Consider the following 15281-nt stretch of genomic DNA (forward strand, 5'->3'; position numbering starts at 1 on the left):
GTCTCCTCAGCGGTGGTCGCGCTTCAGCCGGCGTTCCAGATACATGGAATAGCGCGACATGCCGAAGCAGAGGATGAAGAAGATCGCGCCGACGAAGATGTAGGGCTCCCAATAGGCGCCTTTCCATTCGAAGCTTGCGCGGATGGTGTCGGCCATGGCCTTCAGCGGGTCGAAGAGCCCGACGAAGACGACCAGCGTCGTGTCCTTGAACATGCCGATGAAGGTCGAGACGATGCCGGGGATCGAGATCTTCAGCGCCTGCGGCAGGATGATCAGCCGCTGCGCCTTCCAGTAGTCCAGTCCCAGCGCGTCGGCGGCCTCGTATTGGCCCTTGGGCAGGGCGGCCAGCCCGCCGCGGATCACCTCGGCCATATAGGCGGCGGCGAACAGCGTCACCATGATGATGACCCGCAGGATGATGTCGAAATTCGTGCCCGGCGGCAGGAAATAGTTCAGAAGCAGCGAGGCCACGAACAAGAGCGTGATCAGCGGCACGCCGCGGATGAACTCGATGAACATCACCGCCAGCATCTTGATCACCGGCAGGTCCGAGCGCCGCGCCAAGGCCAGGATCACCCCCAGCGGCAGGGACAGCGCGATGCCGGCGACGCCGATGGTGATCGACAGCACAAAGCCGCCGAACTGGTCCGAGGAGACCGGGCGCAGCCGCAGCGGCAGCATCCCCGCCAGCGCCGAAGCCAGCGGCCCGGCCAGCAGCAGCCACCAGGCCGCGGCCGCCACCACCCCCAGCGCAAAGGCCAGCAGGCCGAAACGCGAGGCCAGCAGACGCCAGACCGCGAAGCCGATGCCGAAGCCGGCCAGCACCATCGCCTCGCTCCACAGCGATCCGCCCCAGAGCAGCCAGACGGCGATGAAGGGATAGACCAGGCTGGCCAGCAGCGACCATTGCGGCCGGGTCTCGATCAGCGCCGACCAGAGCAGCATCAGCGCCGCCATTCCCAGCAGCGCCCCGGTGCCGGCGCCCAGCAGCGCGGCGATGACGAAGGTCAGCACCACCGACAGGCCCAGCACCACGCGCCGCGCCCGGGCGCTGTCGGCAAACAGCACCGGCGCCAGCGCCAGGAACAGCAGGCCGAAGGCCAGCACCGGGCGCCAGTAAAGCGCCTGCGGGTAGAAGCCGAACAGGAACTGGTTCCAGCGATGCTTGATCAGCGCGAAGCAGGCGCCCGAGGCGCCCTGCCCCCAGGTCTCGGCGATGATCTGCCGGCATTCGGCCATGCTGCCGGCGTTCCAGACCGAATGCGAGAGCCAGGGGCCGACGGTGCCGACCACCAGCCAGACGATGCCCAGCCCGACAAAGGTCAGCGCGATGTTCAGCGGCCCCGAGAACAGGTTCTCGCGCAGCCATTTGATCGCGCCGGATTCGGCCAGCGGCGGCGGCTCGGGCGGCAGCATGGTCTCGCGCACATAGGCGACGGTTTCGGAATGCGTCTCGCTCATCTCACCGCTCCTTCAGCTTGACGCGGGCGTTGAAGATGTTCATCCCGGCCGAGATGATCAGGCTGAGCGCCAGATAGATGCCCATCATCAGCACCATGCATTCCATCTCGCGCCCGGTCTGGTTCAGCGTGGTGCCGCCCAGCGTGCCGCGCAGGTCCATGTAGCCGACGGCGATGGCCAGCGAGCTGTTCTTGGTCAGGTTCAGGTATTGCGAGATCAGCGGCGGCACGATCACCCGCAGCGCCTGCGGCAGAACCACCAGCGACATGGTGCGGCGCGGCCGCAGGCCCAGGGCAAAGGCCGCCTCGGTCTGGCCCTTGCTGACCGCCAGGATGCCGGCGCGCACGATCTCGGCGATGAAGGCGCCGGTATAGAGCGTCAGCGCCAGCCACAGCACCACGAAGGCGTTGTCGAGGTTGATGCCGTCGGCGAAGTTGAAGCCGCGCAGCACCGGCGGGATCAGGTGCAGGCCGAAATACCAGGTCAGGAACAGCACCGGCACGGCGAACATCGCCAGGCTGATCCACCAGGTCCGCGGCCGCTTGCCGGTCCGGTCCTGCACCCGCTGCGCCCAGCGCCGCAGCACGCGCCAGCCGGTCCAGGCGGCGGCGATGACCACGGCAAAGGCGATGAAGGCCCAGCTGATCCCCTCGCGCCCCAGCGACAGGGTGCCGGGCGGGTTGGTCATGCCGATCGAGGGGATGGCGGTATAGCGGTTGGTCGGCGCGATCATGTCGAACAGGATCATGTCCGCGGCCGGGTTCTCGCCCCGATAGGCGTTGGGCGGCGGCATGACCTCGGTAAAGATCGCAAGGCAGACCAGGATCCACAGAAGCAGGGGAATGTTGCGGAAGACCTCGACATAGATCGTCATCAGCCGCGCGATCAGCCAGTTCGAGGACAGGCGCAGCACACCCACGATCACGCCCAGGATCGTCGCCGCGATGCAGCCCAGGATCGAGACCAGCAGCGTGTTCAGCAGCCCGATCACGGTGGCGCGCAGATGGGTATCGTCGGAATTGTACGGGATCAGCTGCTGGGGAATGTCATATCCCGCGCGGCGGAAAAGGAAATCGAAGCTGAGCGTCTTGCCCATGGCGGACAGGTTGCGCAGCGTGTTGTCGATCAGCCAGCTCGCCGCCAGCATCACCAGGATGAAGACGATGGCTTGCAGGGTCAGCGAGCGATAGCGCCGATCATAGATCAGCATCGACAACCGGAACGGCGGAGTGTCCGCCCCCGTGTAGGTGACCATGTATTAACCCCCTGTATCCGGCTGAATTCGGGCCTTTGGCCTCTGGCTTGCCGGCTTGTCATGTGCGGGCGGGGGATGCGCCCCCGCCCGCCCTTGTCGGATGCGCTTACCGGAACGGCATCGCATACATCAGGCCGCCCTGGGTCCATTGCGCGTTCAGGCCGCGCGCCAGGCCGATGGGGGTCTGTTCGCCGATGGTGGCGGCGAAGATCTCGCCATAGTTTCCGCCGGCCTTGATGGCGCGCTTCGCCCATTCGGCGTCCAGCCCGATCATCTTGCCCAGCTCGTCGGTGGTGCCCAGCAGGCGCTGCACCTCGGGATTCTGCGAGGATTTCGCCAGCTCGTCGATATTGGCCGAGGTGACGCCGTATTCCTCGGCCGCGATCAGCGCGTAAAGCGTCCAGCGCGCGATGTCGCCCCAGTTGTTGTCGCCGTGGCGCACCGCCGGGCCCAGCGGCTCCTTCGAGATGATCTCGGGCAGGATGATGTGGTTTTCCGGGTCCGCGAAGCTGGCGCGGGTCGCGGCCAGGCCCGAGGCGTCAGTGGTATAGGCGTCGCAGGCGCCGGCCATGTATTGCTGTTCGCCCTCGGCGTTGCTGTCGATGTTGACCGGCCGGTATTCCATGTTGTTGGCCTTGAAATAGTCGGCCAGGTTCAGCTCGGTCGTGGTGCCGGTCTGGATGCAGATCGTGGCGCCGTTCAGCTCCTTGGCCGAGGAAACGCCCAGGTCCTTGCGGACCATGAAGCCCTGGCCGTCGTAATAGTTCACGCCGATGAAGTCGAGCTTGAGGTCGGTGTCGCGCTGGAAGGTCCAGGTCGAGTTGCGGGCCAGCAGGTCCACCTCGCCCGAGGAGAGCGCGGTGAAGCGGGTCTGCCCGGTCGTCGGCACGTATTTCACCTTGGTCGCGTCGCCCAGCACCGCGGCGGCCATGGCCTTGCAGAAGGCGACGTCGAAGCCGGACCAGTTGCCGTTCGCGTCCGGGGCGGCAAAGCCGATCAGGCCGGTGTTCACGCCGCAGTTCAGCACGTCGCGGGCCTTGACCTCCCTCAGCGTGTCGCCTTCCGCGGCCAGAGCACCCGAGGCCGCCAGGGCGACCGCCGTTACCGAGCCGAAGAATACTGATTTCTTCATTGATTTCCCCACTGTTGTTCCCGGTCTCGCCCAGGAATGAGCCGATGCGAGGCCCGTTGGCGAGCCCGTTTGAGCAAGGAGCGTTTATGCCCCCATAAGCGGCATTGTGCCGATGGAGGGCGATGCGTCAAGAAAGAACCCAAACGAACCGTTTCAGCCGCGGCTGAGACGCCAGAACCGCTCAGAATCGCGCATGGCGGCCAGGCGGGCGGCGGCGGCCTCGTCGGCCTCGGCGTCGCGGCCCCAGCGTTGTGCCTGAAATTCCTCGTCGATCCGGGACAGGGCATGGGCCGTCTCGGCATCGATCCGGCCGCGGATCACCGCCAGCCCCAGGATCAGCGAGCCGGGCAGGGTCACGAGATCGTGCAGTGCCGTCAGCCCGAACGGGTCCAGCGCCGCGACTTCTGCCTGAAGTTTCAGCAGCACCGCCGGGTCCTGCGGCACCGGGATCACGCCATGGGTGATGCGCAGGGGCGCCCTGAGCTCGGTCGCCGCCCAGTCGATCAGCGGGTCCCAGCCCGCGGCCTGGGCGCGCACCAGCGCCTCGGGCGCCTCGGCGCGATAGGACAGAAGGTCGGTGCCGCCGTAATCGCCCAGCATCGCCGCAACCTCGTGGAACTGCGGCACGACCTTCTCGATGGCCGAATTGGCGGCGCGGGTCAGCGGCATGCGGTTGGGGTCGATCACCTCGTGCACCGCCTGCCATTCCCCGGCGACGGCCAGCGCCAGCGCCTCGGTCGGCAGGCGCAGCGGCTGCTTGCCCGGGGTGCGCAAGGGGCGCTCGTCCAGCAGCACGGCCCAGGCGCCCTCTTCCTTGTGGATCGCGACCGAGGCCCAGAAGCGCCGCGCCTTCCATTCACTCATCGGCCCACTCCAGCAATGCCCGGGTCAGCGCGGGATAATCCGGCGCGACCAGCCGCGCCCCGGCCGCCTGCAGGGCCTCGGCCGGGCAGAAGCCCCAGCCGACGCCGAAACCGGCCATGCCAGCCGCCCGCGCCATTTCCATGTCGAAGGTGGAATCGCCGACCATCACCGCCCGCCCGGCGCCCACGCCGGTTTCCGACAGCGCGCTTTCCAGCATCGCCGGATGCGGCTTCGAGGGATGGCCGTCGGCCGATTGCCGGGTGACGAAACGCGCGGTCAGCCCATGCGCATCCAGAATCGCCGCCAGCCCCCGCGCCGGCTTGCCGGTGGCGATGCCCAGCGCCACACGGTCCAGCGAGGCCAGCGCATCAAGGCAGTCCAGCGCGCCGGGATAAAGCGGCGGCAGCGCCCCGGCCGCGCGCGCGGCGATGAAGGATTCGCGATAGCCGGCCACCACGCGCTCGTGCAGATCGGGGCCTGCGCCGGGCAGCAGCCGCTCGACCGCGACCGGCAGCGACAGGCCGACGATGGACAGGATGCGCGCGGGCTCCATCTCGGGCAGGCCGGCGGCGCTCATGCCGTGATTCATCGCCTGGGTGATTTCCTGCTGGCTGTCCACCAGCGTGCCGTCGATGTCGAAGATGACCAGTCTCATGGCGGCCTATGCGGGATCGGCAAAGGGGTCTTCGGGCACGTCCTGCTCGGCCCAGCCCAAAGTCTTCCAGGTGCGCGCCATATGCTCGGGCAAGGGCGCGGTGACGGTGATCAGCTTCTTGGTGATCGGATGCTCGAAGCGGATCATGCGGGCGTGCAGATGCAGCTTGCGGCTGATCTCTCCGCCCAGCTGGGCGCCCCAGCCGTCGCCCAGGTTCTCCTGCCCCGAGCCGCCATATTTGCCGTCGCCGACGATGGGATGGCCGATCTCGGCCATATGGGCACGCAGCTGGTGGGTGCGGCCGGTGACGGGCACCATGGCCACCCAGGCGACCCGGCCGCCCAGCGCGTCCAGCACCGCGTAATCGGTATGGGCGCGCTTGGCGCCCTCGGTCGCCGCGACATCCGAGGGATGCACGGCCATCATCTTCTCGCCCTCGCCGCCCCGGCCGCGGCCCGGCGCCTTCACCAGCCCGTATTTGATCGAGCCCATGCGCGGATGCGGCACGCCCGCCACGGCGGCCCAGTAGATCTTGCGGGTCAGCCGGTGCCGGAACGCCTCGGACAGCGCGCGGGCGATGCGGTCGGTGCGCGCCAGCAGCAGCACCCCCGACGTGTCCTTGTCCAGCCGGTGCACCAGCTTCGGCCGGTCCTTGTAGCCGAACATCAGCGCCTCGGTCAGCCCGTCCACATGCCGGTCGCCCTGCCCCGAGCCGCCCTGCGAGGGCAGGCCCGGCGGCTTGTTCAGTGCGATGACGTGCTCGTCCCGCCACAACACGCAGGACTGGATCATCTCGGCATCCGACAGCTTGACGCGCGGCTTCGCCGCCGGCGCGGGGGCGGCGCCCTCGGGCAAAGGCGGCACGCGCACCTCCTGCCCGGCCTCGATGCGGGTATTGGCCCTGACCCGGCCGCCATCGACGCGCAACTGGCCGGTCCGGCACCATTTCTCGACCGCGCCCTGGGTCAGCTGCGGAAACCGCTTCTTGAGCCAGCGGTCGATGCGCTGCTCGCCCTCGTCCGCGCCGACGCGAATGGTCTGCACGCTGCTCATGCGAAGATCCCCCGGCCAAGGGCCAGCCCGGCGGTCACCGCCGCCAGCGACAGCAGCACCGAACCCAGCACATAGCCGAGCGCGGTGACGGCGGCGCCGCGCTCCCACAGGGTCATGGTGTCCAGCGCAAAGGCGGAAAAGGTGGTGAAGCCGCCCAGCATCCCGGTCAGCAGGAAGGGCGCCAGATGCTGGCCGCCCCGATGCGCCAGCAAGGCCGCCAGCAGGCCCATCGCCAGGCAGCCGGCGATGTTCACGCTCAGCGTGCCCAGCGGGAAGCCGGGGGTCAGCCGGCCGGCCAGGATATTGACCCCGTAGCGCGCCGCGGAACCCAAGGCCCCACCCAGCGCGACCTGAAGGAAGGTATGTTTCATGCTTTGTCCTCTGCCCGCCGCTTCTGGCGCAGCCCGGCGAACCATTCAACGCGCTTTTTCAGATCGCGCTCGAATCCGCGCTCGACGGGCAGGTAGAACACGGGGCGCTTCATGCCGTCGGGGAAATAGTTCTGGCCCGAGAAGGCGTCCTCGGCATCGTGGTCATAGGCATAGCCGGCGCCGTAACCCTGTTCCGACATCAGCCCGGTCGGCGCGTTCAGGATATGCTTGGGCGGCATCTGGCTGCCCGAGCGCCGCGCCAGGTCGCGCGCCGCCTTGTAGGCGGCATAGCCCGCGTTCGATTTCGGCGCCAGCGCCAGATAGATCGTCGCCTGCGCCAGCGCCAGTTCGCCCTCGGGGCTGCCCAGGCGTTCGTAAAGCGCCCAGGCGTCCAGGCAATGGCGCTGCGCCGCCGGATCGGCCAGGCCGATATCCTCGATCGCCATGCGGGTCAGGCGCCGGGCAAGATAGCGCGGGTCCTCGCCGCCCTCGAGCATCCGCGACAGCCAGTAAAGCGCCGCGTCCGGGTCGCTGCCGCGCACCGATTTGTGCAGGGCCGAGATCAGGTTGTAATGCTCGTCGCCGGACTTGTCGTATTTCGCCGCACGCCGCATCAGCCGCTGCGCCATCTGGTCGGTGTCGAGCTTGCCGGTCGCCCTCCAGGCCATCACCTGCTCGATCAGGTTCAGCGCCGCGCGGCCGTCGCCGTCGGCCATTTCCAGCAGCCGGTCGCGGGCCTCGCCGGTCAGCGGCAGGGCGCGGCCCAGCTCCTGCTCGGCGCGCTGCGCGAGGCGTTCCAGGTCCGCAAGGCTCAGCCGCTCCAGCACGATGACCTGGGCGCGGGACAGCAGGGCGGCGTTCAGCTCGAAACTGGGATTCTCGGTGGTGGCACCGACCAGGGTGATGGTGCCGTCCTCCATATGCGGCAGGAAACTGTCCTGCTGCGCCTTGTTGAAGCGATGGATCTCGTCGACGAACAGCAGCGTGCCGCGGCCCTGGCTCCGGCGCAGGCGGGCGGCCTCGAACACCTTGCGCAGTTCCGGCACTCCGGAAAAGATCGCCGAGATCTGCACGAAGGCCAGGTCCGTCTCTTGTGCCAGAAGCCGGGCGATGGTGGTCTTGCCGACCCCTGGCGGTCCCCAGAGGATCAGCGAGGACAGGCTGCCGGCGCCGAGCATGGCGCCCAGCGGGCCGTCGGGGCCAAGCACCTTGTCCTGGCCAACGACATCGGACAGCCGCGCCGGACGGATCCGGTCGGCAAGGGGGCGGGCGGCGCTGCGCGCGGGTTCGCCCAAGGGGGGCTCTGTGTCGAATAGGTCTGCCATGCGGGCGACATGTTACGCCGCCCGCATCACCTGCGAAAGGCCCTCCTCCTGGCGTCGTGCATCAGTGCATCTTGGCCGCCAGGTTGATCGAGACGCACTGGAAATAGCCGTCGTCGATCCAGACCACCGGACCCATGGCCTGCGCGTCCAGACCGCAGGGCACCAGCCAGCGCGGCCAGGTCGAGGCGACCAGGCAGACCAGGCGCGAGGCGCCAAGCTCACGGGCCGAATTGGTCATCTCGTGCACGAGGTTCAGGTGCACGCGCCGCCGCTCGCGCTGCGGGATGGTATGGTCCACGAACAGCCGGCTGGCTTCCCAGGTGCCGGCCTCGACCGGCGCCGGTTCGTCCAGCAGGTTCTGCGGGATCGAGCCGCCCAGCAGGTCCAGCTGGGCATCGCGGATCATGTAGGAATACATGCCGCAGCGCGCCGTGGTGGGCGTCAGGCGCACGCCGGCCAGCACCCGGCCGTTTTCATGGATCGCCACCCAGCGGCTCATGGGCGTGTCGTACTGGTCGAACTCCATGTCGTCCGTCTGGGGCAGGTTCCAGCGCTTCTGGACGATGAAGCTCTGCTTGCGGGCGCGGAAGATATTCGCGAAGAGCTCGCCGTGATTGTGGAGGTTGGCGAAGGAAAGTGTGGTGGTCTGCATGGTCTTCTCCTGGGGTTCTTTGTGGTGGTGGCCCCCAGGTGTAAACCGCAACGGCGGACGGACCGTATTACAGCAAGCGGTAGTCCTTGGCCCGTTGCAGCGCCTCGGCCGTCGTGCGCGCCATGAGTCGTTCGCGTGCCGAGATGAGACGTGCCTTGAATGCGCTTTCCGTAATACCAAGCTTGGCAGCCGCCGCTGCATGACGATCGCCCTCTGCGATACACCGAAGGGCCTCTTGCTGAGCCTTCGTCAGGCTCTCCGGCGGCTCTGTGATATCGTGAAGCCGTCGTACCATTGTCGAGATCGCTTCGATCTCGTCATCCGTGAATTCCCGTTTGTCATGGGCAAAGCAGCAAATCGTGCGCGACTTGATCGGGCCGTGCGCCACCGCCAGCCCGTAGCGCAGGCCATGATCCGCGGCGTCCTGAAGAATCGAAAACGGGTCCGGGATGGGCAGCACGCTCCATCGGCAGGCCCCGGTCGTCGAGAAGCCCCAGGCGATGGTGGGGTCGCGCAGGGCATAGGCCCGTTCGGAATAGCGCTGAGCCCATTCCTTGTTATAGGTCTGGAACTGCATCAGCGGTGCAGCAAAACGAATGTGCAGCCCGATGAAATAGCCCGCCGGAGCGAGCTTTTTCAGCTTGGCGAGTGCTGCATTGATTTCCGCGCGAGATGACATGACGTTTTGGACAGATTGCGTTTTCTTCGAGTTACCAGGAAAAATGGCACGGTTCACAGTGTATTCAAGCAATACCGTGCTTGCGAGCGACGTTTTTCGGACTGCCGTCGGGTCAACTCGGCGGCACTTTGGGCATAGCCGCCTTTCCCCGCCGAGCGCAAGACGCGCCGCGATCCTGCAATTCCCGTATGTTTTCCGAAGGCGCATGCAACCATTTGGAGAAAATGAACAGATCGGTTCATTTTGCGCATGCCGGGCAACAATCGCGTGACTGTTGCAAAAAGCCCGCAGCCATTGCTGTGGCTGCGGGCTTATACGATCGCTTAACCCTAAGAAAGAGTTAAATTTCTTACGATTCGTCAGCAGCCGATTCGGCTTCCAGGCGGGCGCGGTCGCCCGCACCTTTGGCGCTGGTGTCGCGCTCGACGAATTCGATGATTGCCATCGGGGCCATGTCGCCATAGCGGAAGCCGGCTTTCAGGATACGGACATAGCCGCCCTGACGGTCCTTGTAGCGCGGGCCCAGCACCTCGAAGAGCTTGGCGACGTGATCGTCCTGCTTGAGCTGGGCGGCCGCCTGACGGCGGGCATGCAGATCGCCGCGCTTGGCCAGCGTGATCAGCTTCTCGACGATGGGACGCAGTTCCTTGGCCTTGGGCAGGGTGGTCTTGATCTGCTCATGCTCGATCAGCGAGCCGGCCATGTTGGCGAAGAGCGCCTTGCGGTGCTCGTGGGTGCGGTTCAGACGGCGATAGCCGCGGGCGTGACGCATGATGTTTCTCCTTCACGTCTTTTGCTTTGTCCGGCAGCCCATGCGTTGCGGGCCGCTCTCCTTGGGGCGGAATGCCCGGTCTTCCGGGGCGCCATGCCGGGCATGGCACCCCGGTATTCCTTAGAACTGGTCGTCGAAACGCTTGGCCAGATCCTCGATGTTCTCCGGCGGCCAGTCCACGACATCCATGCCGAGATGCAGGCCCATGCTGGACAGCACCTCCTTGATCTCGTTCAGCGACTTGCGGCCGAAGTTCGGGGTGCGCAGCATCTCGGCCTCGGTCTTCTGGATCAGGTCGCCGATATAGACGATGTTGTCGTTCTTGAGGCAGTTGGCCGAACGCACCGAAAGCTCCAGCTCGTCCACCTTCTTCAGCAGGCGCGGGTCGAATTCCAGCCCGTCCTCGGCATCCGAGCGGGTAGCGGTTTCCGGCTCGTCGAAGTTCACGAAAACCGAAAGCTGGTCCTGGATGATGCGCGCGGCATAGGCCACGGCGTCTTCCGGGGTCAGCGAACCGTCGGTTTCGACCTTCATCGTCAGCTTGTCATAGTCCAGAACCTGCCCCTCGCGGGTCGGGGTGACCTCGTAGCTGACGCGCTTGACCGGCGAGAAGATGGCGTCGATCGGGATCAGGCCGATGGGCGCGTCCTCGGGGCGGTTCTTGTCGGCCGCGACATAGCCCTTGCCGTTGGCGACGGTCAGCTCCATGTGCAGCTCGGCGCCCTCGTCGAGATGGCAGATGACGTGGTCGCGGTTCAGGATGGTGATGCCGGCAGTTTCCTGGATGTCGCCGGCCTTGACCTCGCCCGGGCCCTTGGCCGAGAGCGTCAGGCGCTTGGGCGCGTCGACTTCCATCTTCAGCGTCACGCCCTTGAGGTTCAGGACGATGTCGGTCACGTCCTCGCGCACGCCGGGGACGGACGAGAATTCATGCAGCACGTTGTCGATCTGAACCGAGGTGATGGCGGCGCCCTGCAGCGAGGACAGCAGCACCCGCCGCAACGCGTTGCCCAGCGTCAGGCCGAAGCCGCGCTCGAGCGGTTCCGCCACGACGGTGGCCACGCGGGACGAATCGGCACCCGGCTTGATTTCAAGCTGGGTCGGCTTGATCAGTTCAGCCCAATTCTTATGGATCATGCGTTTGCCTCCATACCAGTTTCCGACCCATGACCGTGGCCGGAAACGCCCGAGGTGAAATGCGAAAAGCGCGCCCGCGCCGAAACACGGCGCGGAACGCGTCAAAGTCTTGGCCGATCAGACCCGGCGGCGTTTCGGCGGGCGGCAGCCGTTATGCGCGATCGGGGTCACGTCACGGATGGCCGTGATGTTGAAGCCGACGGCGGCCAGCGCGCGCAGCGCCGATTCGCGGCCCGAACCGGGGCCCTGAACCTCGACCTCGAGGGTGCGGACGCCGTGCTCCTGCGCCTTGCGGCCGGCGTCTTCGGCGGCCATCTGCGCGGCATAGGGGGTCGATTTGCGCGAGCCCTTGAAGCCCATGGTGCCGGCCGACGACCACGAGATCGCATTGCCCTGCACGTCCGAGATCAGGATCTTGGTGTTGTTGAAGGACGAGTTAACATGCGCCACGCCGGTGGCGATGTTCTTGCGTTCCTTGCGCTTGATACGGGTTTTATCGCGTGCCATTGCCTCTGCCCCCTCTTACTTCTTCTTGCCGGCGATCGGTTTCGCCGGGCCCTTGCGGGTGCGGGCGTTGGTATGGGTGCGCTGACCGCGGACCGGCAGGCCGCGGCGGTGGCGCAGGCCACGATACGAGCCCAGATCCATCAGGCGCTTGATGTTCATCTGCGTCTCACGGCGCAGGTCGCCTTCGACGGTGAGGTTGGCGTCGATATATTCGCGGATCTGCAGGACCTCGGCATCCGACAGATCGTTCACGCGGCGCGCCGGGTCGATGCCGACAGCCGTGATGATCTGTTCGGCGAATTTCGGGCCGATCCCGTGGATATAGGTCAGGGCGATGGGGACGCGTTTCCCCGTCGGAATGTTGACGCCAGCAATACGAGCCACGCGTGGTTCCTTTTCCATGTTGCGGTTCCGTAGCGCCGGAACCTTTTTTCACAACCAAAGACCCGAAAGCCATGCCTTCGGGCCTTGAAGCGGCACCCGGGACGCCCGGGTGATTCTCTTGCGAGATGCTGCGAATTAAGGGATTCGCAAGGGAAGGTCAAGCCTAGGACGGAATCCGGTCCAGCACCTTGGCCACCTGCGCCCCCACCTCGTCGATGTCGGCCAGGCCGTCCACCGGGTTCAGGTTGCCCTTGACATAGTAATAGCCGATCAGCGGCGAGGTCTTCTTGTAATATTCCATCAGCCGGGTCTTGAGGCTGTCCTCGTTGTCGTCGGCGCGGCGGCGCAGGTCGGTCGAGCCGCAGACGTCGCATTTGCCCGGCTCTTTCGTCGGCTTGGTCTCGTCGTGATAGACCTCGCCGCAATTGCCGCAGGTGAAGCGGCCGGTGATGCGCGAGATCAGCGCCGCATCGTCCACCCGCATCTCGATCACCGCATCGATGCGCTGGTCCATCTCGGCCATCAGCGCCTGCAGCGCGTCGGCCTGGGCCAGGGTGCGCGGGAAGCCGTCGAAGATGAAGCCCTTGCCGCCCTGCCCCAGCTTTTCGCGGATCAGCCCGATGACGATCTCGTCGGTCACCAGCTCGCCCCGGTCCATGACCTCGGCGACACGCTTGCCCATCTCGGTGCCCGAGCTGCGCGCCTCGCGCAGCATGTCGCCGGTAGAGAGCTGGACGAGGCCGCGCTCGTCGATCAGCCGCCGGGCCTGCGTGCCTTTGCCTGCGCCGGGCGGGCCCAGCAGAATGATGTTGATCGCCATGTCGTCCCTCTCCTACCCCTTATGGTGGGTTTCCCCTTAACGGCGCGCGGGGGCCTTGCGGGGCTTGGCCGCCCCCGTCTTGCCACGCTTGCCGCGCAATTGCGATTTCTCGATCAAACCTTCGTATTGATGGGCGAGCAAGTGGCTTTGCACCTGGTTGATCGTGTCCATCACCACACTGACCACGATCAGCACCGAGGTGCCGCCGAAGTAGAAGGGGATCGCCAGCTGGTCGCGGATGATCTCGGGCAGGAGGCAGACGAAGGCCAGATAGGCCGAGCCGATCACCAGGATCCGGGTCACCACATAGGTCAGGTAATCCTCGGTCCGCTTGCCCGGGCGGATGCCGGGGATGAAGCCGCCCTGGTTCTTCAGGTTCTCGGCCACGTCCTCGGTCTTGAAGCTGACGTTGAACGTGTAGAAATAGGTGAAGAAGATGATCATCGCCGCGAAGAACAGCAGGTAAAGCGGCTGTCCGGGACCGAAATAGGCCAGGATCGTCGACATGACCGGGCCGGTCTGGTTGCCCGAGAAGGTCGAGATCGTCACCGGCAAGAGCAGCAGCGAGCTGGCGAAGATCGCCGGGATCACGCCGGCCGGGTTCACCTTGATCGGCAGATGGCTGGACTGGCCGTCATAGATCTTCATCCCGACCTGACGGCGCGGATACTGGATGTGGATCTTGCGCAGCGCGCGCTCCATGAACACCACGAAGGCGATCACCGCGGCGACCATGACGATCACGCCCAGGATCACCGGGGTCGAGATGGCGCCCGAGCGGCCCTGCGCCAGGAACTGCGCCAGGTGCCCCGGGATCTCGGCCACGATGCCGACGAAGATGATCAGCGAGATGCCGTTGCCGATGCCGCGGGCGGTGATCTGCTCGCCCAGCCACATCAGGAACATGGTGCCGCCGACCAGGGTGATGACCACCGAGGCCCGGAAGAACATCCCCGGCTCATGCGCGAGGTTGCCGTGCTCCAGGCTGACGGCAAGGCCCCAGGCCTGGAACAGCGCCAGCGCCACGGTGCCGTAGCGGGTATACTGGTTGATCTTCTTGCGGCCCTGCTCGCCCTCTTTCTTGAGCTGCTCGAGCGCCGGGACCATCGAGGCCAGAAGCTGCACGATGATCGAGGCCGAGATATAGGGCATGATGCCAAGCGCGAAGACGCCCATCCGCCCCAGCGCGCCGCCGGTGAACATGGACAGGATGCCGCCCAGCCCGGCCTGCGCCTGGTCCATGAAGTTGCGCAGCGCGGCGCCGTCGATGCCGGGCACCGGGATATAGGTGCCGAGGCGGTAGATGATGAGAAGTCCGAGGGTGAACCAGATCCTCTGGCGCAACTCGGTCGCCTTGCCGAGCGCGCCCCAGGAAAGGTTCGCGGCCATCTGTTCTGCGGCTGACGCCATGCTTCGTGCCCCTTCGTGGCAGCGCCGCCGGATCGTTTCCCGATCCCGCGGCGCCTGGAAAACTTGGATAGCTATCTATGGGGCGCGGGCGCGCCCTTCAACAGCTTATTCGGCCGCGGGAGCGTCAGCCTCGGCTTCTTTCGCCGGGCGGGTGACGGTGAGCTTGCCGCCCGCCTTCTCGACGGCCTCGACGGCGGCTTTCGACGCACCGGCGACGGTCAGGTTCAGCGCGGCCTTGAGCTCGCCCTTGGCCAGCACGCGCACGCCGTCCAGCTTGCGGCGGATGACGCCGGCGGCGACCAGCGCGTCCTCGGTCACGTCGGCTTTCGCGTCCAGCTTGCCCGCGTCGACGAAGGCCTGCAGCTGGCCCAGGTTCACCACCGCGAATTCCAGGCGATTCGGCTTGCTGAAGCCGCGCTTGGGCAGGCGGCGGTAAAGCGGCATCTGGCCGCCTTCGTAACCGTTCAGCGCCACGCCCGAACGCGAGGTCTGGCCCTTGATGCCGCGGCCGGCGGTCTTGCCCTTGCCCGAGCCGGGGCCGCGCGCGACGCGCTTCTTCTTGCGGTTCGCGCCGGGATTGTCGCGGAGTTCATGCAGTTTCATATCGCTTCTCCTTGGCCGGAAGCGCCCCATGAAGCGAAGGGGGCGGACACGGCATTTCTTGCTTGTTGAGTCGGTGTCACGGGGACACCGGCGGCTTCTAGCGGCTGTCACCGCCGCGGTCAAGCTGGCCCGGCCCCGGCATGGTCCCGAGACGACCACCCCGGGAAAGCCGGCCCGCCGGGCGCGGCCCGTCAAGAATGC

General features: G+C 66.4%; 17 protein-coding genes. All 17 read right to left on the reverse strand.

Features of this window, described 5'->3' with window-relative positions; translation table 11 throughout:
- Window positions 1-6: 6 nt before the first annotated feature.
- The 17 genes from L632_RS0115405 to rplO all read right to left on the reverse strand — a co-directional run bounded on the left by L632_RS0115405 (window position 7) and on the right by rplO (window position 15080).
- Window positions 7-1461, reverse strand: a complete 1455-nt coding sequence (locus L632_RS0115405; protein ID WP_028713541.1) for an amino acid ABC transporter permease — start codon at window positions 1459-1461, stop codon at window positions 7-9.
- A gap of 1 nt (window position 1462) precedes the next feature.
- Window positions 1463-2716, reverse strand: coding sequence for an amino acid ABC transporter permease (locus L632_RS0115410; RefSeq protein WP_028717091.1), 1254 nt, complete (start codon window positions 2714-2716; stop codon window positions 1463-1465).
- A gap of 106 nt (window positions 2717-2822) precedes the next feature.
- Window positions 2823-3848 carry an amino acid ABC transporter substrate-binding protein gene (locus L632_RS0115415; protein WP_028713543.1) on the reverse strand — a complete coding sequence of 342 codons (1026 nt, stop codon included), beginning with the start codon at window positions 3846-3848 and terminating at the stop codon, window positions 2823-2825.
- Window positions 3849-4001: 153 nt separating this feature from the next.
- Window positions 4002-4712 (reverse strand): ATP12 family chaperone protein, encoded by a 711-nt coding sequence (locus L632_RS0115420; RefSeq protein ID WP_028717092.1) that lies wholly within the window; start codon window positions 4710-4712, stop codon window positions 4002-4004.
- A complete protein-coding gene (locus tag L632_RS0115425) occupies window positions 4705-5367 on the reverse strand; it encodes an HAD family hydrolase (RefSeq protein WP_028717093.1) in 663 nt (220 codons plus the stop codon). The genes L632_RS0115420 and L632_RS0115425 overlap by 8 nt, the downstream gene beginning before the upstream one ends.
- A gap of 6 nt (window positions 5368-5373) precedes the next feature.
- Window positions 5374-6420: an RluA family pseudouridine synthase gene (locus tag L632_RS0115430; RefSeq protein WP_028717094.1), complete on the reverse strand. Its 1047-nt coding sequence runs from the start codon at window positions 6418-6420 to the stop codon at window positions 5374-5376.
- A complete protein-coding gene (crcB, locus tag L632_RS0115435) occupies window positions 6417-6791 on the reverse strand; it encodes a fluoride efflux transporter CrcB (RefSeq protein WP_028713547.1) in 375 nt (124 codons plus the stop codon). The genes L632_RS0115430 and crcB overlap by 4 nt, the downstream gene beginning before the upstream one ends.
- Window positions 6788-8116: a replication-associated recombination protein A gene (locus L632_RS0115440; protein WP_028713548.1), complete on the reverse strand. Its 1329-nt coding sequence runs from the start codon at window positions 8114-8116 to the stop codon at window positions 6788-6790. Before L632_RS0115440 ends, crcB begins: the two co-directional genes overlap by 4 nt.
- Window positions 8117-8177: 61 nt before the next feature.
- Window positions 8178-8768 carry an acyl-homoserine-lactone synthase gene (locus L632_RS0115445; protein WP_028713549.1) on the reverse strand — a complete coding sequence of 197 codons (591 nt, stop codon included), beginning with the start codon at window positions 8766-8768 and terminating at the stop codon, window positions 8178-8180.
- 67 nt (window positions 8769-8835) lie between these two features.
- Window positions 8836-9447: an autoinducer binding domain-containing protein gene (locus L632_RS0115450; protein WP_028713550.1), complete on the reverse strand. Its 612-nt coding sequence runs from the start codon at window positions 9445-9447 to the stop codon at window positions 8836-8838.
- A gap of 349 nt (window positions 9448-9796) precedes the next feature.
- Complete coding sequence (rplQ, locus tag L632_RS0115455) at window positions 9797-10219, reverse strand: 50S ribosomal protein L17 (RefSeq protein ID WP_028713551.1); 423 nt, start codon at window positions 10217-10219, stop codon at window positions 9797-9799.
- 120 nt (window positions 10220-10339) lie between these two features.
- Window positions 10340-11356: a DNA-directed RNA polymerase subunit alpha gene (locus L632_RS0115460; protein WP_028717095.1), complete on the reverse strand. Its 1017-nt coding sequence runs from the start codon at window positions 11354-11356 to the stop codon at window positions 10340-10342.
- Between the two features lie 117 nt (window positions 11357-11473).
- Window positions 11474-11863 (reverse strand): 30S ribosomal protein S11, encoded by a 390-nt coding sequence (gene rpsK / locus L632_RS0115465; protein ID WP_028713553.1) that lies wholly within the window; start codon window positions 11861-11863, stop codon window positions 11474-11476.
- Window positions 11864-11878: 15 nt separating this feature from the next.
- Window positions 11879-12247: a 30S ribosomal protein S13 gene (rpsM, locus tag L632_RS0115470; RefSeq protein WP_028713554.1), complete on the reverse strand. Its 369-nt coding sequence runs from the start codon at window positions 12245-12247 to the stop codon at window positions 11879-11881.
- 163 nt (window positions 12248-12410) lie between these two features.
- Window positions 12411-13067, reverse strand: a complete 657-nt coding sequence (locus L632_RS0115475) for an adenylate kinase (protein WP_028713555.1) — start codon at window positions 13065-13067, stop codon at window positions 12411-12413.
- Between the two features lie 36 nt (window positions 13068-13103).
- Window positions 13104-14477, reverse strand: coding sequence for a preprotein translocase subunit SecY (gene secY / locus L632_RS0115480; protein ID WP_028713556.1), 1374 nt, complete (start codon window positions 14475-14477; stop codon window positions 13104-13106).
- Window positions 14478-14582: 105 nt separating this feature from the next.
- Entirely contained in the window at window positions 14583-15080 is a 498-nt protein-coding gene (gene rplO, locus L632_RS0115485) for a 50S ribosomal protein L15 (protein ID WP_028713557.1), read from the reverse strand.
- Between the last annotated feature and the right edge of the window lie 201 nt (window positions 15081-15281).

The sequence above is a fragment of the Paracoccus sp. J39 genome, from assembly GCF_000518925.1.
Lineage (GTDB): Bacteria > Pseudomonadota > Alphaproteobacteria > Rhodobacterales > Rhodobacteraceae > Paracoccus.

Excerpts from the sequence above, each read along its gene's own strand:
- rpsK (WP_028713553.1), bottom strand. The coding sequence starts at position 11,863 with ATGGCACGCGATAAAACCCGTATCAAGCGCAAGGAACGCAAGAACATC.
- L632_RS0115425 (WP_028717093.1), bottom strand. The coding sequence starts at position 5,367 with ATGAGACTGGTCATCTTCGACATCGACGGCACGCTGGTGGACAGCCAG.
- rplO (WP_028713557.1), bottom strand. The coding sequence starts at position 15,080 with ATGAAACTGCATGAACTCCGCGACAATCCCGGCGCGAACCGCAAGAAG.
- L632_RS0115440 (WP_028713548.1), bottom strand. The coding sequence starts at position 8,116 with ATGGCAGACCTATTCGACACAGAGCCCCCCTTGGGCGAACCCGCGCGC.
- L632_RS0115415 (WP_028713543.1), bottom strand. The coding sequence starts at position 3,848 with ATGAAGAAATCAGTATTCTTCGGCTCGGTAACGGCGGTCGCCCTGGCG.
- L632_RS0115430 (WP_028717094.1), bottom strand. The coding sequence starts at position 6,420 with ATGAGCAGCGTGCAGACCATTCGCGTCGGCGCGGACGAGGGCGAGCAG.
- L632_RS0115445 (WP_028713549.1), bottom strand. The coding sequence starts at position 8,768 with ATGCAGACCACCACACTTTCCTTCGCCAACCTCCACAATCACGGCGAG.
- L632_RS0115460 (WP_028717095.1), bottom strand. The coding sequence starts at position 11,356 with ATGATCCATAAGAATTGGGCTGAACTGATCAAGCCGACCCAGCTTGAA.
- rplQ (WP_028713551.1), bottom strand. The coding sequence starts at position 10,219 with ATGCGTCACGCCCGCGGCTATCGCCGTCTGAACCGCACCCACGAGCAC.
- L632_RS0115450 (WP_028713550.1), bottom strand. The coding sequence starts at position 9,447 with ATGTCATCTCGCGCGGAAATCAATGCAGCACTCGCCAAGCTGAAAAAG.
- L632_RS0115475 (WP_028713555.1), bottom strand. The coding sequence starts at position 13,067 with ATGGCGATCAACATCATTCTGCTGGGCCCGCCCGGCGCAGGCAAAGGC.
- secY (WP_028713556.1), bottom strand. The coding sequence starts at position 14,477 with ATGGCGTCAGCCGCAGAACAGATGGCCGCGAACCTTTCCTGGGGCGCG.
- crcB (WP_028713547.1), bottom strand. The coding sequence starts at position 6,791 with ATGAAACATACCTTCCTTCAGGTCGCGCTGGGTGGGGCCTTGGGTTCC.
- L632_RS0115410 (WP_028717091.1), bottom strand. The coding sequence starts at position 2,716 with ATGGTCACCTACACGGGGGCGGACACTCCGCCGTTCCGGTTGTCGATG.
- L632_RS0115420 (WP_028717092.1), bottom strand. The coding sequence starts at position 4,712 with ATGAGTGAATGGAAGGCGCGGCGCTTCTGGGCCTCGGTCGCGATCCAC.
- L632_RS0115405 (WP_028713541.1), bottom strand. The coding sequence starts at position 1,461 with ATGAGCGAGACGCATTCCGAAACCGTCGCCTATGTGCGCGAGACCATG.